Origin of the sequence: Shewanella sp. Actino-trap-3 (assembly GCF_002836275.1) — a bacterium.
Lineage (GTDB): Bacteria > Pseudomonadota > Gammaproteobacteria > Enterobacterales > Shewanellaceae > Shewanella > Shewanella psychromarinicola.
Map to the genome: position 1 here is coordinate 3,286,025 of NZ_PJCE01000001.1, position 21,003 is coordinate 3,307,027.

General features: G+C 42.6%; 17 protein-coding genes. 7 read left to right on the forward strand and 10 right to left on the reverse strand.

Annotated features, from left to right (window positions below; all coding sequences use genetic code 11):
- Positions 1-19: 19 nt before the first annotated feature.
- Entirely contained in the window at positions 20-1,072 is a 1,053-nt protein-coding gene (locus CXF80_RS14080; RefSeq protein WP_101033453.1) for an HDOD domain-containing protein, read from the forward strand.
- 134 nt (positions 1,073-1,206) lie between these two features.
- Here CXF80_RS14080 and glyS read toward each other — a convergent pair whose 3' ends face one another.
- Both glyS and glyQ read right to left on the reverse strand, forming a co-directional pair.
- The gene (glyS, locus tag CXF80_RS14085; protein WP_101033454.1) at positions 1,207-3,291 is read right to left on the reverse strand and encodes a glycine--tRNA ligase subunit beta; all 2,085 of its coding nucleotides are present in this window, start codon (positions 3,289-3,291) and stop codon (positions 1,207-1,209) included.
- A 9-nt stretch (positions 3,292-3,300) separates the two neighbouring features.
- Positions 3,301-4,206 carry a glycine--tRNA ligase subunit alpha gene (gene glyQ / locus CXF80_RS14090; protein WP_101033455.1) on the reverse strand — a complete coding sequence of 302 codons (906 nt, stop codon included), beginning with the start codon at positions 4,204-4,206 and terminating at the stop codon, positions 3,301-3,303.
- Positions 4,207-4,318: 112 nt separating this feature from the next.
- Between glyQ and CXF80_RS14095 the strand changes: the two genes are divergently transcribed.
- Positions 4,319-4,882: a DNA-3-methyladenine glycosylase I gene (locus CXF80_RS14095; protein WP_101033456.1), complete on the forward strand. Its 564-nt coding sequence runs from the start codon at positions 4,319-4,321 to the stop codon at positions 4,880-4,882.
- A gap of 92 nt (positions 4,883-4,974) precedes the next feature.
- On the opposite strand, the gene CXF80_RS14100 is transcribed toward CXF80_RS14095, so the two are convergent.
- The 5 genes from CXF80_RS14100 to fadB all read right to left on the reverse strand — a co-directional run bounded on the left by CXF80_RS14100 (position 4,975) and on the right by fadB (position 12,771).
- Positions 4,975-8,157 (reverse strand): amidohydrolase family protein, encoded by a 3,183-nt coding sequence (locus CXF80_RS14100; protein WP_101033457.1) that lies wholly within the window; start codon positions 8,155-8,157, stop codon positions 4,975-4,977.
- Between the two features lie 359 nt (positions 8,158-8,516).
- Entirely contained in the window at positions 8,517-8,960 is a 444-nt protein-coding gene (locus tag CXF80_RS14105; protein WP_101033458.1) for an MOSC domain-containing protein, read from the reverse strand.
- Positions 8,961-8,963: 3 nt separating this feature from the next.
- Positions 8,964-9,209 carry a sulfurtransferase TusA gene (gene tusA, locus CXF80_RS14110; protein ID WP_101033459.1) on the reverse strand — a complete coding sequence of 82 codons (246 nt, stop codon included), beginning with the start codon at positions 9,207-9,209 and terminating at the stop codon, positions 8,964-8,966.
- Between the two features lie 225 nt (positions 9,210-9,434).
- Positions 9,435-10,598: an acetyl-CoA C-acyltransferase FadA gene (gene fadA / locus CXF80_RS14115; protein ID WP_101033460.1), complete on the reverse strand. Its 1,164-nt coding sequence runs from the start codon at positions 10,596-10,598 to the stop codon at positions 9,435-9,437.
- A gap of 22 nt (positions 10,599-10,620) precedes the next feature.
- Positions 10,621-12,771, reverse strand: a complete 2,151-nt coding sequence (fadB, locus tag CXF80_RS14120) for a fatty acid oxidation complex subunit alpha FadB (protein ID WP_101033461.1) — start codon at positions 12,769-12,771, stop codon at positions 10,621-10,623.
- A 237-nt stretch (positions 12,772-13,008) separates the two neighbouring features.
- Between fadB and pepQ the strand changes: the two genes are divergently transcribed.
- The 4 genes from pepQ (at position 13,009) to hemG (CXF80_RS14140) (ending at position 16,996) form a co-directional block, all read left to right on the forward strand.
- The gene (gene pepQ / locus CXF80_RS14125; RefSeq protein ID WP_101033462.1) at positions 13,009-14,328 is read left to right on the forward strand and encodes a Xaa-Pro dipeptidase; all 1,320 of its coding nucleotides are present in this window, start codon (positions 13,009-13,011) and stop codon (positions 14,326-14,328) included.
- Complete coding sequence (locus CXF80_RS14130) at positions 14,321-14,935, forward strand: YigZ family protein (protein WP_101033463.1); 615 nt, start codon at positions 14,321-14,323, stop codon at positions 14,933-14,935. The genes pepQ and CXF80_RS14130 overlap by 8 nt, the downstream gene beginning before the upstream one ends.
- Positions 14,936-15,008: 73 nt before the next feature.
- The gene (locus tag CXF80_RS14135) at positions 15,009-16,466 is read left to right on the forward strand and encodes a TrkH family potassium uptake protein (RefSeq protein ID WP_101033464.1); all 1,458 of its coding nucleotides are present in this window, start codon (positions 15,009-15,011) and stop codon (positions 16,464-16,466) included.
- A gap of 2 nt (positions 16,467-16,468) precedes the next feature.
- A complete protein-coding gene (hemG, locus tag CXF80_RS14140; protein ID WP_101034782.1) occupies positions 16,469-16,996 on the forward strand; it encodes a menaquinone-dependent protoporphyrinogen IX dehydrogenase in 528 nt (175 codons plus the stop codon).
- Positions 16,997-17,078: 82 nt separating this feature from the next.
- On the opposite strand, the gene CXF80_RS14145 is transcribed toward hemG (CXF80_RS14140), so the two are convergent.
- Positions 17,079-17,384, reverse strand: coding sequence for an ArsR/SmtB family transcription factor (locus CXF80_RS14145; RefSeq protein ID WP_101033465.1), 306 nt, complete (start codon positions 17,382-17,384; stop codon positions 17,079-17,081).
- Positions 17,385-17,582: 198 nt separating this feature from the next.
- On the opposite strand from CXF80_RS14145, the gene hemG (CXF80_RS14150) reads away from it, so the two are divergent.
- The gene (hemG, locus tag CXF80_RS14150; RefSeq protein ID WP_101033466.1) at positions 17,583-18,134 is read left to right on the forward strand and encodes a menaquinone-dependent protoporphyrinogen IX dehydrogenase; all 552 of its coding nucleotides are present in this window, start codon (positions 17,583-17,585) and stop codon (positions 18,132-18,134) included.
- A gap of 6 nt (positions 18,135-18,140) precedes the next feature.
- Here the strand turns inward: hemG (CXF80_RS14150) and CXF80_RS14155 are convergent, their stop codons facing one another.
- The gene (locus tag CXF80_RS14155; RefSeq protein ID WP_101033467.1) at positions 18,141-19,583 is read right to left on the reverse strand and encodes a TrkH family potassium uptake protein; all 1,443 of its coding nucleotides are present in this window, start codon (positions 19,581-19,583) and stop codon (positions 18,141-18,143) included.
- Between the two features lie 6 nt (positions 19,584-19,589).
- Positions 19,590-20,999, reverse strand: a complete 1,410-nt coding sequence (gene trkA / locus CXF80_RS14160) for a Trk system potassium transporter TrkA (RefSeq protein ID WP_101033468.1) — start codon at positions 20,997-20,999, stop codon at positions 19,590-19,592.
- Positions 21,000-21,003: the final 4 nt, after the last annotated feature.

The window sequence follows — 21,003 nt, forward strand, 5'->3', positions numbered from 1 at the left end:
GCTTATAAGGTTTGTAATCGTGGTTATTAGTTTTTTTAAAAATTTATTTAATTTTCGTGACCACAATGAACAAGTCAAATTTACTGGCATAACCACAGTAGAGAAACGTCAACAAACTAAACCGAAAGCGCCAGTACCTGCAATTGAGATCACCGTAAATCAAGCCGCTGAATCACAGTTAGACTTGTCTACTTTATTTTATAGTTTGTTATTTTCAAACCAACAAACGACAGTAACCGGGATCGCCAATAATTTAGAGCGTAGCGTGATGCGAAATATTGAACAGGCATTAAGCTCACCTCAATCGATTGCAGAAAACGTATTAAAGCTACCCAGTAAAATACTGGAACTCGATAAAAAACTTGCCGATGACAGTATTGAAACCCAAGCGTTAATCAAACTCATTGAGCAAGATCCATTATTGTGTGTTGAAGTCCTTAAACTTTGTAATTCACCCGCTTTCAAACGAGCTAATAGTGATGTTAGTAGTATTCAGCAAGCATTAGTTCAAGTGGGTCGACAGCAATTAAGACAATTTATTACTGCGTGTTTAGCCCGTCAGTTGATAGATATAAAACCTATTTATTTTAGACGGTTCGGCGCTGAAATTTGGCGCCACTCTATGCAAGTGGCTTTCTTGGCCAGCGAGTTAGCGAAGCCTGACCAGCGTGACAGTGCTTTTCTATTGGGCTTGCTCCATGATGTCGGTAAAATTGCTATTTTTAAGATGCTGGTAGATGCTTTTTATCAAGCTGAACCTGGAGATCAGCCTAACTCACAGCTATTTAAGCAGGTCATGACCACAAAGTCGTTAACCCTGAGTGCGCTTTTAGCCCGTTATTGGCAACTACCACAACACTTTGAAACGCCATTAACTCTCCTTGCCAATAGTAATATTAAGCCTACAGACGATATGGCACTGCTAGTCTGGAAAGCTAATATTATTAGTGAGTGCTCAATGCTAAAGCAAGTCGATAAATTACCTAAACCGGCATTAACGGTTTTGTTAGCTCAAGTAGAGTGTAGCGAAGAAGAGTTTATTTCATTACATCAGAAGCTTATGCAATTTTAAATTAACCTCAGTCAGGGAATATGAGCAGTTTTATAACCATTTATGACCCCAAGTTTAGGCTTAATGAGTATAACGCCCATAAAAAAGCGCCTTTCGGCGCTTTGTCACTTCATTTTAATGGCAGCTGAAGCAAACTATTGCAGTAATGAAATATCTGCAACGTGTAAGAACTGCTCACGAAGATTGGTTAATAAGGCTAAACGATTATTTTTCAATGCTTCATCATCAGCCATTACCATCACATCTTCAAAAAACAGATCGACACTTTCGCGTAAGTCAGCTAGCAAGGTTAATGCTTGTTGGTAATCGCCATTGGCAAACAAGGGGGCTAACTGCGGTTGCAGTTGTGCTAGTTTGTCGGCTAAGGCTTTTTCTGCTGTTTCGGTTAATAGTGCTTGGTTGATGGTTTCAGGCAGTTTACCTTCAACTTTAGCCAGAATATTCGATACCCGTTTATTCGCTGCTGCAAGCGCGGTAGAAGCGTCTAAACCACGGAAGTGAGAAACAGCATTAATACGGCTGTCAAAGTCTGCTGGACGAGTAGGGCGACGAGCAAGTACGGCCAAAATAACATTGACTTGAATGCCTTTATCTTGGTACCAAGCACGGAAACGTGCGAGCAGGAACTCAAGGACATCTTCGCCGCTATTGGCATTAGTCACGTTAGCTGCGTGCAATGCTTGAGCTTTAGCGATTAATTCAACTAAGTCGAGTGGCAGTTTGTTTTCAACGATAATGCGTAAAATACCAATGGCTGCACGGCGAAGGGCAAATGGGTCAGCCGCCCCTTTTGGAGCTTGGCCAATACTAAAAATACCCACTAAAGTATCGAGCTTTTCAGCTAACGCAACGGCACATGATACGCTTGCTGTTGGTACTGTATCACCCGAGAATTTAGGTTTGTATTGCTCTTCAAGCGCCACGGCAACGGCTTCTTCTTCGCCGTCTAAACGGGCATAATGCATGCCCATAGTGCCTTGAGTGTCGGTAAACTCCATAACCATATTAGTCATAAGATCAGCTTTAGACAATAAACCGGCGCGGCTGGCATCAGCACTATTAGTGTTTACACCGTTGTCGTTCATTTGCGTTGCAATGAAACCAGCTAGCGTTGAAATACGCTCAACTCGGGCCTTTAATGTGCCCAGTTGTTTTTGAAATACCACAGTTTCCAAGCTAGCAATACGAGATTCAAGCTTTTGTTTCTTATCAGTATTAAAGAAAAACTCTGCATCAGCAAGACGAGGGCGTACCACTTTTTCGTTACCCGATATAATCTGTTGTGGATCTTTTGATTCGATGTTGGTAACAAAAATAAAGTTAGGCAGTAGCTTGCCTGCTTTATCAAATACGGGGAAGTATTTTTGGTCACCTTTCATGGTGTAAACCAAGGCTTCAGAAGGCACATCTAAAAACTTTTCTTCAAAACTGGCCGTCAATACAATTGGCCATTCAACTAATGAGGCCACTTCTTCTAATAAGCTGTCTTCAATATCGGCAACGCCGCCTAATTTGGCTGCAGCGGCTTCAGCATCGGCTTTAATCAGTGATTTACGCAGGTGATAATCGGCAAGGACTTTTCCTTGCTCTTTAAGCGCGGCGAGGTAGTTGTCTGCATGATCTAATTCAAAGCTCGCTTGGCCCATAAAGCGATGTCCGCGAATAACGCGGTCAGATTTAATCCCAAGTAATTCGCCAGAAACTATTTCGCTACCTAGTAACATGGTCACTGTGTGCACAGGGCGAATAAACTGCGTTTTGTTGTAACCCCAACGCATCCGTTTTGGAATAGGTAACTTGTCTAACGCTCGCTGTGCCATGTCAGTAATTAAGCTTTTTGTTTCAACGCCAACTACTTTAGCTTGATGAACTAACCATTCACCTTTATCGGTCACTAAACGTTCGGCCTGTTCAATAGTAATACCGTTACCACGCGCCCAACCTTGTGCTGCTTTAGTTGGATTACCGTCTGCATCAAATGCTGAACTGACTGCGGGTCCACGTTTTTCAATCACTTTATCGGCTTGAGCTTGTGCTAAACCAATGACATTAATCGCTAAACGTCGAGGGGCTGCGTACCAAGTTGCAGATTCAAAATGTAAATCTGCTTTGGTTAATTCATCGGTAAAGTTTGCTAGAAATGATTCGGCTAAAGTGCGCAGTGACTTTGGCGGTAACTCTTCGGTACCAATTTCAATGAGTAAGTTTTCAAAATTCATTCGTTACCTCTACTTACACATTGGGAAGCCAAGAGCTTCACGTGCTTGATAATAAGATTCTGCAACACCTTTTGCCATCGTGCGAACGCGAAGAATATAACGCTGGCGTTCGGTAACTGATATAGCATGGCGAGCATCAAGTAAGTTGAAAGCATGTGATGCTTTCATGACTTGCTCGTAAGCAGGTAATGGTAGCGGTTTTTCGAGTGATAAAAGGTGATGGCACATTTTTTCACACTGATCGAACAGGGTGAACATAAAGTCGACATCGGCATGTTCAAAGTTATAAGTTGATTGCTCAACTTCGTTCTGATGGAAAATATCACCATAAGTGACACGACCTAAAGGTCCGTCGGTCCAAACAAGATCGTATACACTATCAACTTCTTGAATATACATCGCTAGACGCTCAAGTCCGTAAGTGATCTCACCGGTAACGGGGCTGCATTCAATGCCGCCGACTTGCTGGAAATAAGTAAACTGAGTCACTTCCATTCCATTAAGCCAGATTTCCCAACCCAATCCCCAAGCACCTAATGTTGGCGATTCCCAATTGTCTTCAACAAAGCGAATATCATGTATTTGGGTATCAATGCCGAGGGCTTCAAGTGAGCCAAGATAAAGTTCTTGGATGTTGTCTGGCGATGGCTTGAGGACTACTTGGAATTGATAGTAATGTTGTAGGCGATTAGGGTTTTCACCATAACGTCCATCAGTAGGACGGCGAGACGGTTGCACATATGCACTGCTCATTGGCTCTGGGCCTAATGAACGCAAGAACGTCTGCGGGTGAAAAGTACCAGCGCCAACTTCCATATCCAGAGGTTGAACAATAGCGCAACCTTGTTGCGCCCAATATTCCTGAAGGGTTAGAATAAAACCCTGAAATGTCTTTACGTCGTGTTTCGTCGTCATGTCTACTACTGTCAGGCTATTAATAGAAAATGGTTATGATTATACCTTGTCGAGCAAGGCAGATGTAGGTTATTTTTTAACGTATACATAAAAACGTTAATGGGACTCTAGTATGCAAGTTAACCGATGTGGTTGGGTAAGTGAAGATCCTTTATATCAGCAATACCACGATACGGTTTGGGGACGACCTCAATTTGATCCCAAACAGCTTTTTGCTAAGTTATGTTTAGACGGTCAGCAGGCTGGATTATCGTGGCTTACTATTTTAAAAAAGCAGCAAAACTATGAGCAATTTTTTGCCAATTTTGAGCCCAGTATTATTGCCCAATATGATCAACACAAGGTGGAAGCATTAATGCTTGAACCGGGTATTGTGCGTAATCGACTTAAAATAAACTCGATCATCAAAAATGCCAAAGCCTATATGGCGTTTGTAGAGCAGGGTAATGATTTTGCTACTTTTTTGTGGGATTTTGTCGGCGGTTCGCCTAACGTTAATCAGTTTGAATCATTGAGTCAAGTTCCAGTACAAACCCCTGAGTCTGAAGCTATGTCTAAGGCATTAAAAAAGCTTGGTTTTAATTTTGTCGGGCCCACAATTTGCTATGCGTTTATGCAGGCGGTGGGGATGGTTAATGACCACACCACAGATTGTCATTGTTATGGCCAGTTTTAATGAGTCTTGATCGACAATAAAAAGGGCTGTTCCACGTGGAACAGCCCTTTTTTGTCTAAGTCACTTTATTGTAATTTAACATATTAACTGGTTTAGATTTTCTCGAAGAAAAATGGTTTACGTTGGTGTTTATCACCGTTTAATTGATCCATGGTTTCTGAGTTAAACAACTTACCATTGACCATGGTATAAGTGACTTTATCAGTAGTTCTGATATCGGCTAATGGATCGCCATCAATCACTATTAAGTCTGCCAATTTACCGACTTTAATAGAACCTAGTTGATGGTCCATACCAAAGGTAATAGCCGGATTTATGGTCGCTGTTTTCAATACTTCCATATTACTCATTCCACCTTGAGCAAACATCCACATTTCCCAGTGAGCGGCTAGACCTTCACGTTGACCGTGAGCACCAATATTGGGCTTTACGCCGAGTTCATTGAGTTCATTTGCTACACGCGCCACGTTAAAGTGGTTGTAATGTGCGTCGGGTGCTGTGGTTCTGCGCATTGAACGTGCATCTAAAATATCGTGTGGTACATACATGCTTAGCCGAGGGTGAGCCCAAACATCGGTTTTGTCATACCAGTAGTTTTCGCCTGAAATACCGCCATAGGCAACAACCAGTGTCGGGGTGTAGTGGACTTCCGTCTGGCTCCAAAATTGTTTGATGTCGTTATAAATTGAGGCAACGGGTAATGAGTGCTCTACCGTTGTGTGGCCATCGGCAATCATCGACAAGTTATGTTGTAATAAACTGCCACCTTCTGGTACCACCATCATTTCAAGTTCGCGTGCTGCGGCGATAATTTGCTGGCGCTGATCGCGACGTGGTTGGTTATAGCTTTTAACACTAAAGGCACCAACTTTTTTAAGACGCTCTAAATGGAATTTAGCATCATCGAGCGAGTCAACGTGCGAGGTGTAACCGGGTAGATTTGCGCCATACAAAATGGTACCGGTTGAAAAAATTCGTGGCCCAACAATTCTGCCGGATTTTTGCTGCTCAGAAGCGGCAAATATTTCAGTGGTGTCATTTGATGGATCATGGATCGAGGTCACCCCAAGTGATAAACCTGAATACAATGCCCAGTTTTGCTGTGGAATAATTTCATCATCTGCTTGACCACCATGAGCGTGGGCATCGAATAAGCCTGGCATAATCGTTTTGCCGCTGATGTCGATGACTTGGGCGTCTTTAGGAATAGTGGTATTAGCACCGCCGACGCTAACAATTTTATTGTCTTTAACAATGACAACACCATTATCGATCACCTTGTCATTTTCCATGGTGATTACTTTGCCGCCAGTAAACACCACGGTTCCACGTGGAACATCAGCCTTATCTTTAAAGCCAATAGAAGTTATTTTAGGTTCAACTTTGGTTTCTGCTTTAGCATATTGAGTGTCTATATCGGCTTGATATAAATCAGGGCCCAATGTCCAATACAGTTGGTTGTTTTGGCTATTCCAACTAATACTCTCTCCTGCACGGGTGCTTAGTTGGCTAATGGGCAAATTAGTGGCTTTAGGGCCAATGGCAATGGTTTCACCGTGTTTTGCAAAGGGCGTAACATAAACTCGGAAACGCTCGGCAAAGGCCAAGTGCTCACCGTTTGGTGACAAACGAAACTCTGTAGCATGCTCACTGGTGTAATGGGTACGCTTTTCAAAACCATTCATACCGATGGATGCGAACTCTGGTGTCTCATCTGAATCCATAAAGTAAACCCGTTCTGGGTCCGCGCCAAATTGGGGCTGATGGCCACTGGCAGTTAGTTTGGTATTTTGCTTACCTTTGATATCGACTTTATATAAACCAGGTTCTTGTGACCAAGTCCGTGGTGTTATGTCGCCACCACGTGCTTTTCGATAAACGATATAATCGCCATTAGGTGAAAAGGTCGGTTCAACATATTTACCAGGCTCACTGGTTAACACTTTAGCATTGCCACCACGGGCGCTAACGACCCTAACGGTGCCTTGTAGTTGGTCTGTCCAAGTGGTAAACACAATATCTTTGCCGTCTCGAGACCATTGTGGAAACAGTTCATTTATATCTTCGTCTAAACGCGTTAAACGCGCTTTTTTACCATCGTTTATATTACGGATCCAAATTTTACCTAAAGCCTCAAACACCACTTTGTTGCCGTCTGGTGACACTTGTGCCATACGCAGCATTTTTACATCAAACTCATCTTGGTCAAGATTTTGGGTAAAACGGACCGAGGGTTGAATGTCTCGTTGAGCGTTAACACTAAATGGGATGTCAGAGACTTGTTTGCTGTCTACGTCGAGTTTGTTTATTTTACCTTTAGCCCAAAATACGATGTGCTTGTTGTCATTGGTCCATGACATTGTCGGGTATACACCATGGATGGCCCAGGTTTCCTGCATATCACGATCAAGCTTGTCATAAAGCTTGGTTTCTTTACCTGAGTTTAAATCGACAGAATATAACGTGGATTGGAATCCATCGCGTTTGATGTATGCCAGTGTTTTACCATCAGGACTTGGTGTTGGACGAATTGCACCACCGGTACCTTCGATTATGACTTCTATATCACCCGTCTGAGTATCGTAACGCTTTATTTTATAAATGCCTTTAACTGAGTCTTTAGAGTAGTGAAAGGTTTTGCCTGGGGTGGCATCTTGGCTGAAGTAGATGTAACGCCCATCGGGTGAGTAAGCGGGTTCGCCTAAATCTTTTTGTTCATTTGGGCGCTCTGTAAGTTTAACGCCTTCACCCCCTGCGATGTGATACATCCATACTTCACCAGCTCCTAAGCTGCGGGTACCGGTAAAATGTTTTCTGGCCACGAGATATTGTGAATCTGGACTCCAGGCAGGGCTATTTAATAGACGGAATGTTTCGGTGGTAATGGGGTGGGGATTAGTGCCATCGGCATTCATAATCCAAATATTATCACCGCCATCCTCGTCAGAGGTAAAAGCAATATATTTACCATCAGGACTATAAACGGGCTGCATTTGCCAAGCAGTACCTTGTGCTAGTGGGGTTGCTTCACCACCAGCAATCGGAATTTGGTAAATGTCGCCTAATAGATCAAACACTATGTGTTTACCGTCTGGTGACACATTGATATTCATCCAAGTACCTTCAGAAACATTAATGTCTATTTTTGTCAGAGGTGCATTTTCAGGCGCATTGACGAGCCATTTCGTTTTTTCATCTTCAGCAAAGGCTGCTGTATTTAGCCCTAACGTTAATGCCAGCGCGGTATAAAGTGGTGTTATTTTTTGAGTAAACATAAATTATCCGTTATTTTTTTAGTTTGTTGTTGGCTTTGTTATTCTTGTTTTTTATTTTACGAATAGCGTTAAATCAGTTCATTTATTCTTAATTCTTATATTAAGTATGAGGTTGAAATGAATTTAATGGCCCCCTTTATCGCATAATTAACGCATAAGGGGTACTACAATTCTGTTTCAATTGATGATGTATATTAACAACTTAATCATGTTGACCCATCGCAAGCGAAGTTTGCAATGAGTTTTTCGGGATAACGTCAGTAATAGAAATGGGTAAATGTGCTACAGATATTAATGTATCAAGCTTAATTTGAGATGAGTTCTATTTAATGAATGTGGCTAAATTTATTATTTACAGCTTAGCTAAGGATGATTAGATCACCAGGCTGAATTAATCCGCCATTGATGACTCTACACGTAACACCACCACGCCAATCTGGAGTTAATGCCTGTTCTAGACCTGCATGCGCGAGTTCCATTTTTTTACAGGGATCGGTTTCGCCGGTGATCTGCAATCGAAGCTCAGTTCCAATGGTGATAATTTTGCCAACATCAGCGGCGCTAAATTGGTAGCCGTTAATTAATAAATTGGCTCGACGAGTTAACCAATCTAAATCTGTTTTGACCTGTTGGCAGGCTATTTGCCATTGCTGTTTCGACAATACGGTAACTTGGCGTTTGCCTGGTCGGCCAAAAACATCATTTTCCACCCCTCGCGCTAAGGTCACATTGGCACAGAAAGCGGGTTTCATTGCGCCGCGTTTTGCCGTTTTGTATGCGATAGCTTCCAAGGTGATAGTCATTATTTACAATCCTTTTTTGAGCAAGTAATGGTAAGGGGCTTTACTGATATCGAAGGCAATTAACGTGTGGTCCATAAATTCACAAAAACTTGGGATATCACGAGTCGTAGCCGGATCATCTGCAATGATGAGTAATGTTTCACCTTCGGCCATTTTTCGAACGGTTTTACGGATCATCATTACAGGTTCTGGGCAGCGAAGTCCAAGTGCATCGAGTTGGTATTGTGCTTGGGTGTAAATATCGGTCATTGAGTGTTATCTATTTTAACTAATCTAATTAGCGCTAATATTACTCTTGTGATTTATGCTTGCCAAGTTTGCTATTAATTTATGTTTTTTTAACGTTTTTTATTTTGCCTAAAACATGTTTCACGTGGAACATTAGCCAAAGTAGGAAAAGAAAAAAATAAAAAAAACGAGCCAAAAGAGCTCGTTTTTTATTACTGATCATTAATCAGCTTGGCATTTGTAACCTTATACGCGTTCGAATACGGTTGCGATACCTTGACCTAAACCGATACACATAGTGGCAAGACCAAGTGTTGCATCTTTTTCTTCCATTAAGTTAATCAGTGTTGTTGAAATTCGTGCGCCTGAACAACCTAGTGGGTGGCCCAATGCAATTGCGCCACCGTTAAGGTTAATCTTCTCATCGACGACATCTTGCAAGCCAAGATCTTTAACACAAGGTAAAGACTGTGCAGCAAAGGCTTCATTCAATTCGATAAGATCTAAATCTGCAACAGACAAACCGGCACGGGTTAATGCTTTTTTGGTTGCGGGTACTGGGCCGTAACCCATAATGGCTGGATCACAACCCGCAACAGCCATAGAGCGGATGCGAGCACGAATCGTTAACCCAAGGGCACGCGCTTTTGACTCTTCCATGACCAACATAGCAGAAGCACCATCTGATAATGCTGATGATGTACCCGCTGTCACAGTACCGTTAACGGGGTCGAATGCTGGACGTAAACCCGCAAGCGACTCGAGTGTTGTTTCAGGACGGATAACTTCGTCATTCATCACTTTAATCAGTGTGCCGTTTGCGTCGTGGCCTTCAATACCCCAAATTTCTTTGGCAAAACGACCTTCAATCGTTGCTGCATGAGCACGCTGATGAGAGCGCACGGCAAACGCATCTTGTTGTTCGCGAGTAACACCGTACATTTTACCCAACATTTCAGCGGTCAAGCCCATCATGCCTGATGCTTTTGCAACACGGTTTGCGAGGCCTGGATGGAAATCAACACCGTGGTTCATTGGTACATGACCCATGTGCTCAACACCACCAATGATGAAGGTGTCACCTTGGCCGGTCATAATGGCACGAGCCGCTTGGTGTAGGGCATCCATTGACGAACCACATAAACGGTTTACGGTAACGGCGCCAGCTGTTTTAGGAATACCAGCTAATAATGATGCGTTACGAGCAATGTTGAAACCTTGTTCAAGGGTTTGCTGCACACACCCCCAAATCACATCTTCAATGTCATTAGGGTCTAGTTGTGGGTTACGCACTAATAGCGCTTTCATTAGTTCTGCAGACAAGGTTTCTGCACGTACATTTCTAAATACCCCAGCCTTAGAACGGCCCATTGGGGTACGAATGCAGTCTACGATAACAGCTTGTTTCATGATTTAATTCCTTTCCCGCTAATTAGGCTTGGTAGTAACTACCGTTGTTGGCTGCAAGTGCACGCATTGCATCGGTAACTTGATACAAGCCACCGAGATGTGCGTATTTGTCTGCTAGGGCAACAAAGTTTGCTACGCCCATGGTGTCTAAGTAACGGAATACACCGCCGCGGAATGGTGGGAAACCAATACCGTAAACCAGACCCATATCGCCTTCAGCAGGTGATGCAATAATGTCTTCTTCTAAACAACGGACGGTTTCGATGATCATCGGGATCATACAACGAGCGATAATATCATCAGACTCGAATGCCTTTAATTCACCAAAAGTGGCGTGCAATAATTCATAGCTTGTTGGATCAATGTCTTTCTTCGTTTTACCACGACGGTCGACAGAATAAGCATAGAAACCTTTTGCATTTTTTTGACCTAGACGCTTGTTTTCAAACATAATGCCGATAGCATCTTTGCCATTTTTACCCATGCGGTCAGGGAAGCCTTCTGCCATTACAGCTTGGGCGTGATGACCGGTATCTAAACCGACTACGTCAAGTAAGTAAGCCGGGCCCATAGGCCAGCCAAACTGTTTTTCCATCACTTTATCGACAGCAGCAAAATCCGCACCTTCAGCGAGTAGACCACTAAAGCCGGCAAAGTATGGAAACAATACCCGGTTAACGAAGAAGCCTGGGCAATCATTTACCACAATTGGGGTTTTGCCCATTTTGCTAGCGTAAGCCACAACGGTTGCGATGGTTTCTTCAGAGCTATGCTCACCACGGATAATTTCAACTAATGGCATTTTATGCACAGGGTTAAAGAAGTGCATACCGCAGAAACGCTCTGGTTTCTTCAGGCTTTTTGCCAATAAGTTGATTGAGATGGTTGAAGTATTTGACGCAATAATGGCATCTTCAGATACGTATTGTTCGACTTCTGCAAGCACTGTCGCTTTCACTTTTGGATGTTCAACAACGGCTTCTACAACGATATCGCTATGTTTAATGGCGGCATAATCTAATGAAGGAGTAATGTTGTTTAATACTTTAGCCATTTTCTCTGGCGTAGAGCGGCCTCGAGCAACTTGAGTCGTAAGGATTTTAGCTGCTTCGTTTAAGCCTAACTCTAATGCTGGCTGAGCGATGTCTTTCATGACAATCGGCGTGCCTTTGCTGGCACTTTGGTATGCAATACCACCACCCATGATACCTGCACCCAATACCGCGGCTTGGTTTATATCATGAGCCAGCTTACCGGCTTTCTTTGCTTTACCTTTTACAAACTGGTCATTTAAGAAAATACCAATTAGAGCTTGGGCAACGTCTGTTTTAGCCAATTTAATGAAAGCCTGTGCTTCCACTTTTAATGCGCCATCACGATCTAAACCTGCAGCGTGTTCAATAACATTCACAGCGGCCATTGGCGCGGGATAATGTTTGCCTGCAACTGAGAACACCATTCCTTTCGCTGTGGCAAAAGACATCATGGCTTCAAGCTTTGGTAACTGTAATGGTGATTGCTTTTTGGTACGTCGGGCTTGCCAATCAAGGCTGCCATTAAGTGCATCATGCAACATTTGGATAGCTGCGGCTTGTAAATTCTCTGGTGCAACAACGGCATCAATAGCACCTACTTTTAAGGCATCTTCTGGGCGTTGATCTTTAGCCGTGGTGATCCACTCAAGCGCATTATCTGCACCAATCACTCTAGGCAAACGCACTGTGCCACCAAAACCAGGAATAAGACCTAATTTTGTTTCTGGTAACCCGATACGAGCATTGGTATCTGCAACACGTAAGTCAGTTGCTAAAATGGTTTCACAACCACCACCAAGAGCAAAACCGTTTACGGCAGAGGCCGTTGGGAACGGTAAGTCTTCTAGCTTATTGAATACCGCGTTGGCTTGTTCAACCCAAGCTAACAAGGTTGCATCGTCTTGTTGAAATAGGGTTAAGAATTCAGTGATGTCTGCGCCAACAATAAAAGTGCTTTTTGCTGATGTCAGCAATAAGGCTTTAATGTCAGTGTTTTGTTTGATGCTGTCTAGCGCGGCATCAAGAGAGGCTATAGTTTCTCTGTCAAATTTATTTACCGAACCTTGTGCGTTAAAGCACAGTTTGGCAATATTATCTTCAAGTAACTCAACCTGAATGGTAGGGCTTTGGTAGATCATTGCTTGCTTCCTTATTGCTTAAAAGCGACTTCCACATCTTATTTACTGTGCAGTTATCAAGCTTGAATCACAGCGGTTTCGGCCATCTATTGACCAACTAATTATCAGTGTGCGACTAAATGAGACAAATTACAACAACCAATTTAAACGGCCGTTTAATTTCTTATCGTCTAGGGAGGAGTTTTTATGTTTGTGATAGACTGATCAAGTTAACACTTATTAAAAAAGGGATACTCAATGGATCTGTTAGCCCATCTATATCATGCACACATCGGTGAACTAAATCGTCGAGTCGCTGAAATTTGTCTGCGTGAGAATATTTCAGGCTTAGTTATTCATTCTGGTCAGCCGCACCGACAGTTTTTAGATGATTTAAACTATCCCTTTAAAGTTAACCCGCAATTTAAAGCTTGGTTGCCGATTTTAGATAATCCTAATTGTTGGATTATTGCCAACGGCCAAGATAAACCGCGTTTAGTATTTTACCGTCCGGTCGATTTTTGGCACAAGGTGAATGATTTGCCTGATGCCTTTTGGACTGAGCATTTCGAGATTGAATTATTAACCAAAGCGGATCATATTGCCGAATATTTACCCAAAGAGATGACTCAATGGGCTTATGTTGGTGAGCATTTGGATGTTGCAGATGTATTAGGATTTACCTCTCGAAATCCCGATGCTGTGATGAATTACTTACATTTTCATCGTGCGGATAAAACCCAATATGAACTTGAGTGCATGCGCCGAGCGAATCAAATTGCCGTAAAAGGTCATTTAGCGGCCAAAAATGCTTTTTATAATGGCGCTAGCGAGTTTGAAATACAGCAGCGTTATTTGCTCGAAATTGGCCAAGGTGAAAACGAAGTGCCTTATGGCAATATTGTGGCATTAAATCAAAATGCCGCTATTTTGCATTACACTGCTTTAGAACATATAAATCCAGCACAGCGTTTATCATTTCTTATTGATGCTGGGGCCAGTTATCACGGCTATGCTGCTGATATTACAAGAACTTATGCATTTGAAAAAAATCGCTTCTGTGAATTGATTGATGCACTCAATAAGGTGCAATTAGCCATCATTGACACCATGAAACCCGGGGTTAAATACACCGATCTCCACATTGCGACTCACGAGCACATTGGTCAGTTATTGATTGATTTTGGCTTGGCTAATGGTACGGTTGAGCAGTTAGTTGCCCAAGGCATTACCCGAGCATTTTTCCCCCATGGCTTAGGTCATATGTTGGGGCTACAAGTCCATGATATGGGCGGTTATGCTCATGATGAACGTGGTACTAATGTCGCCGCGCCAGATGAGCACCCATTTTTACGTTGCACCCGAGTGTTAGCAGCAAATCAGGTACTCACCATTGAACCTGGTATTTACATTATCGATACCTTGCTTGAGCAACTATCTGCAACCGCTAAGCTAGCCATTAATTGGCAAACTGTTGCTGAGCTGCGTCCATTTGGTGGTATTCGTATTGAAGATAATGTGATAGTGCATCATAACCGAGTGGAAAACATGACAAGAGAGTTTGGTTTAGTTGATTGAATATTATGTAGTTCCAACAGCTAATGTATTGATTCAAGAAGAGATAAAGCATAGTCGCTTTATCTCTTTGTTATTTCATTGTCCACACCCAAATGATATGAAGTTAGCACTTACTGACATAAAGCGGCAATATCCTGGAGCGAATCATTATTGTTATGCTTTTGTCTCTGGCAGCCCTGAAAACACCATTGATATGGGGGCCAGTGATGATGGTGAACCATCAGGTAGCGCAGGCAAACCCATGTTAGCGTGCCTACAAGGCGCAAACATGGGTGAGCTTGGTGCCATTGTGGTGCGTTATTTTGGTGGCACCAAGTTGGGTGTAGGTGGTTTAGTGCGTGCTTATACTTCGGGTATAAAGCAAGGATTAACGCAAATACAGACTCAGGTGAAGCATCTAAGGTATCGGGCAAGCTTAGTGTGTCATTATGCTCAACTAACTGATGTTGAGTATTTAGTTGCTCAACATGATGGCGTGGTGACGGATAGAATGTTTAGCGACATTGTTGAAATACACTTTGAGCTGGCTAAATCACACCATCAGGCTTTTAATCAAGCATTAGCGACACTGACTCAGGGCCAACTACAAGTAACGTTTACAGTTTGAGCTATGACTAACTTATGCCAGAATGTCACTCAATAGTTAAATCCGACGCAGCACAACTTAAACAGAATCCTTAATGCAATATAAAACAATTATTAGAATCACAGGTTTGCTGATGGGGTTATTTTCAATCACCATGTTGCCGTCAGCATTAGTGGCTATCTTGTATAAAGATGGTGGCGGTACTGCTTTTATTCAGGCCTTTTTTGTCAGTATTTTTTTAGGCTTTTTATTGTGGTACCCCAACCGTCATCAAAAAGGTGATCTACGAACTCGTGAAGGTTTCTTGATTGTGGTGCTGTTCTGGACAGTGCTGGGATCCATAGGTGCGCTGCCGTTTATTTTTGCTAATAACCCCGATTTAAGTTGGACCGACAGTTTTTTTGAATCATTTTCAGCCTTAACCACCACGGGCGCTACCGTGATTGTCGGGCTAGATAACTTACCTAAGTCAATATTGTTTTATCGCCATTTACTGCAGTGGATGGGCGGTATGGGTATCATTGTTTTAGCCGTAGCCATTTTACCGCTGTTGGGTATTGGTGGTATGCAGCTGTACAAAGCTGAAGTACCAGGCCCGGTTAAAGACACTAAAGTGACCCCTCGGATCGCCGAAACAGCTAAGGCATTATGGTATATATACTTTTTGCTCACTACCGCTTGTGCTTTAGCATTCTACTTTGCTGGTATGGATGCATTTGATGCGATTTGTCATTCCTTTTCGACCATTGCGATTGGCGGTTTTTCTACTCATGATGCGAGTATAGGCTATTTTGAAAGCCCGTTAATTAACGTGATTTGTGCTGTTTTCTTGCTCATTGCGGCAGCCAATTTTAGCTTGCACTTTGCTGCATTTACTCGCCGTGGTATTAACGTTAAGGTCTACCTAAAAGACGCGGAGTTTAGGGTTTTGATTGCCGTGCAACTGGTGTTGACCGCAATCTGTTTCGCGACATTATATCAGTCAGGTATTTACGATACTCCTGAGAAAACCCTTGATTATGCCTTCTTCCAAGTGGTATCAATTTCAACTACCGCAGGTTTTGGTACTGAAGATTTCCATTCTTGGCCGTTGTTTTTACCGATTTTATTAATATTCTCAAGTTTTATTGGTGGGTGTGCTGGTTCTACTGGCGGCGGCATGAAAGTCATCCGCTTCATTCTACTTATTTTGCAAGGTTCACGTGAGCTAAAACGATTAGTTCATCCTAAGGCTTTGTATTCCATTAGGATCGGCTCAAAGGTATTACCCGATAGAATTATTGATGCGGTGTGGGGATTCTTTTCCGCTTACGCATTAGTATTTGTGGCGTGTATGGTTATTTTAATGGCCATGGATATGGACGCCATTACCGCATTCAGTGCCACTGCCGCGAGTTTAAATAACTTAGGACCGGGTCTGGGTGATGTGGCATCAAATTATGCCAGTATTTCAGATGGTGCCAAGTGGGTACTGGTGATGGCGATGTTATTTGGTCGATTAGAAGTGTTCACCTTATTGGTGTTATTCACCCCTACATTTTGGAAAAATTAATGATGAAAACTGCAATTCTGTACTCTACAGTCGATGGGCAGACGCTGGCAATTTGTCAGCAAATCAAGCAAGTTTTAATGAAAAATGGCGATCAGGTTTGGATGGTTAACCTAGCGGAGGCTGACGCGGATGATTTAGTTTGTGTCGATAAAGTCGTTATTGGTGCCAGTATTCGATATGGCAAACATCGACCAGAATTGTTCAAGTTTGTTGAGCAACACAAAGCCATACTCGATACCAAGCGGAACAGTTTTTTTAGCGTAAACGTTGTGGCAAGAAAGCCTGAAAAAAACACTCCAGAAACCAATCCTTATATGGTGAAGTTTTTAGGACTATCGGCTTGGAAGCCTCAGCTATTAGGCGTCTTTGCGGGTAAGATAGATTACCCTCGTTACGGTTTCTTCGATAAGTTTATGATCCGATTTATCATGTGGATGACCAAAGGACCGACCGATACACAGGGAACGTTCGAGTTTACGGATTGGAGTAAAGTCGATGATTATGCCAAACAAATAACAGGGCAAATGTAACCTCATGACACCAACAGCGGGTCCAATGACATATTATTGGACACACTATTCACTCTCAACGCTATTTAAGCCTTTATGTTAGTTAAGCGCAGTAGCGTCGATGTAGAATAGAGATAACTTCGGTTACTTGCTCATTTTTAAGCGTGTAATAAACCACTTGTGAGCTCTTACGAGTGTTGACCAAATCTTGGGTACGCAGTACCGCTAAATGCTGTGACAATGCTGATTGGCTCAGCGGCACTGTCTCATTTAACTCCGTGACACTTAATTCTTGTTCTAACAATAAACATAAAATCATTAAGCGGTAAGGATTCGCAATGGCTTTTAACCATTGTGCAGCCGTTTCGGCATTAATAAGCATCGTTGCGACATCGATATCTTGCTTCATGAGTGTCCTTATATAACCTTTAATTGCGAGTTAGTCTGGGTTCAGTTTTGTTTTCTATATCATAATACTTTTGCTTCATAGAGATCTCAATTTAAACGATTAAATATATGAGCCATTTCTAATTTGTGATCTTTGCAGGGGTTTTAAGAGACTTTTTTTGCCAAACTGATGAAAATCAATCAGCAATGAGAATCAAAAATGGCCAATGTTTTAGTGTTGTATTATTCTCGGGGTGGCCACACCGCACATATTAGCCGTGCAATTTCAGAGCAAATTCAATCCAAAGGCGATAATTGTGATGTGATGAATATTCAAGATAAAACCCCAATCGATTGGTCTAAATACCAAGCTGTTGCGTTAGGGGCTTGCGTCTTATATGGCTCATATCATAAATCGGTGTTTGAATTTGTTCGTGAAAATCAGCGACACTTGTCGCAGTTACCCAATAGTTTTTTTTGCGTCAATGTCGTCGCTCGCAAGCCAGAAAAACGCATACCCGAGAACAATAAATACTTACAGAAGTTTTTAACCTTATCGGCGTGGAAACCCCAAGATGTCAAAATTATTGCCGGTAAAGTCGATTATCCTTCTTGGCCTTGGTATGACAGCTTAATGATCCGCCTTATTATGAAGATGACCGATGGCCCCACCGATCCTACTGCAATTATTGATTATACTGATTGGGACGATGTGAAAGCCTATGCTGACCATATTACCCATTTAGCGTCTTCTGGGGTCGTTATTGCCTAAGCGATTTTAAAAACGCCAAAATTTAGGGTGAAATAACACTGCGACAGTCAGTATTTCCAAGCGCCCTAATAACATTCCTAGTGCCAATGCCCATTTTGCTACGTCAGGAAGTGGAGCAAAGTTTCCTGCTGGGCCAATAATAGGACCAAGCCCTGGTCCTACGTTGGTGACCGCAGTAATCGCTCCTGTAAAGCTGGTCATTGGGTCTAACCCTGTCAGTACTAATGTAATTGAAAGCACTAATATCACGATAACCATCAGCATAAAAAACGCCATGATTGAGCGGACAATATCATCACGAATACGATGGCCATTGTATTTGTCTTTAAACACCCCGTTAGGATGAAACTGTTGTTTAATTTGTTGACGCATAATTGAGAATGCGATTTGAAAACGAAATATTTTTATCCCACCAGATGTTGAGCCAGAACAACTGCCAATAAACATTAGAAATAGAAATATCACACTGGCGAAAGCCCCCCAAGATTGATAGTCCGTTAACCCATAACCTGTGGTAGTGATAACCGAAATGACATTGAAACTGGCTAATCTTAATGCATCTAAAAAGTCTATTTGCTGGTGTTGCCAAAGCCAAAAGGCTAACGAAAATGACACCAGTAACACAAAGCGTAAAAATCCTTTTACCTGTTGATCATTCCATAAGCGTAAGCTGCGTTGCTGTATGGTTTGTACAAACATCAATAACGGCAATCCGCCTGCCAACATAAACACGATACTCACCCAATGAGCCGAGTGTGAAAAGATGGCCATTGATTTATCTGAGGTTGAGTATCCTCCGGTCGATAATGTTGTCATTGCATGATTGATTGCTTCAAACCAGTGCATGCCAGCAAGGTGATAAGAATATGCACATAGCATTGTTAATGCCGTATAAATCAAGAATAAGTGTTTAGCCATATGCTGGGTGCGGGGGATCGTTTTGTCACTCCAATCAGAGGATTCGGTCCTAAATAAGCGCATACCCCCCACATTCAAAAACGGTAGGATTGCCACGGCCATGACAATAAAGCCTATGCCGCCAAGCCATTGCAATAATGAACGCCAGACTAAAATACTATGGTCCATATTATCTAAACCAGATAAAACCGTTGAACCTGTGGTGGTAATGCCTGACATGGTTTCAAAAAAAGCGTCGGTATAATTAATGCCGTGATAAAGCGTGAAGGGTAAGGCTGCAAATAAGCTGACCACAAACCAAGTCACACTTGTCAGCATAAACATGTCGCGGATGTTGAGGTTGAAATGATGGTGTCGGCCATTTTGGATACACAAAATGGCGAAAAAGCCGGTAAACAACCCAGAGATCATAAAGTCACCAATGGTTTCTTCAGCATAAAACAGTGCAAAAGCCATTGGTACCAGCATAAATCCTGTTAGTATCGCCAGAAAAATACCGATAATGAAAATGATTTGTTTGAAGTTAAGCATAAGAACTTAAAAGAAAAATGCGCTAGGTTGAAATAACTTTTCTACGTCACCGATGAACTTCTTATTGACCAAGAATAAAATGACATGGTCACCCTGTTCGATTACCGTTCTATCGTGGCCCATTAACACCTCATCATTACGAACAATGGCGCCAATGGTGGTTCCTGGTGGCAGCTTGATATCACCAATTTTTTTCCCGACCACTTTTGAGGTACTCGAATCACCATGGGCGATGGCTTCAATGGCTTCTGCTGCACCACGGCGCAATGAATAAACATTACAAATATCACCTTGGCGAATATGCGTCAGCAGCGCTGAAATAGTAGCTTGTTGCGGAGAGATGGCTATATCAATGTTAGCTTCTTGTACTATATCAACATAGGCTTCACGTTGGATCAGCACCATGACTTTTTTAGCACCCATTCGTTTGGCGAGTAGCGCGGACATAATATTGGCTTCATCGTCGTTAGTGACGGCGATAAACACATCGGTTTGATCTATGTGCTCTTCAAGCAATAATTCTTGGTCTGAGGCATCACCACAAAACACGGTGGTTTTTTCCAATTTTTCAGACAGTAACTCTGCGCGCTCTTGACGGTGCTCAATCAATTTAACCGAGTGAGTACGTTGTAGTTTTTGGGCAAGGCCAAAACCAATATTACCGCCACCGGCAATCATTATATTGCGGTACGAATTATCCAGTTTTTGCATCTCACTCATTACCGCGCGAATATGGCGGCTATCGGCGACGAAAAACACTTCGTCATCGGCTTCAATAATGGTGGTGCCACGCGGCATAATGGGACGACCTTGTCTAAAAATAGCCGCCACCCGGGTATCAATATTGGGCATGTGCTCACGTAATGTGGCGAGTGCGTTACCCACTAGTGGGCCACCATAATAGGCTTTAACCGCAACAAGGCTGAGTCTACCCTTTGCAAATTCAAGAACTTGAAGTGCACCAGGGTATTCGACCAATCTTTGTATGTAAGCGGTCACTAACTGTTCTGGTGCAATTAACTCGTCAATAATAAAACCGCCACGAGGTTTGGCATCACCGCTTTTAATTTCACTGCTGATAAATAGTTTATCTTGAAGTTCCAAATAGGCTTCTGAGCGAATACGCGCAATTTTTGTCGGTGTGCCAAAAAGGCTATAAGCGATTTGGCAGGCAGACATGTTACATTCATCGCTGTTTGTTACTGCAATGAGCATGTCCGCGTCTTCTGCTCCCGCTTCTTTTAGTACACTAGGATGGGCGCCATGACCGACAACAACACGCAAATCAAATTTGTCTTGCAACAACCTTAGTCGAGCGCGATCACTGTCGACGAGTGTGATGTCGTTATTTTCACCGACCAAGTTTTCAGCTAATGTGCCGCCAACTTGTCCAGCCCCTAAAATAATAATTTTCATGGCT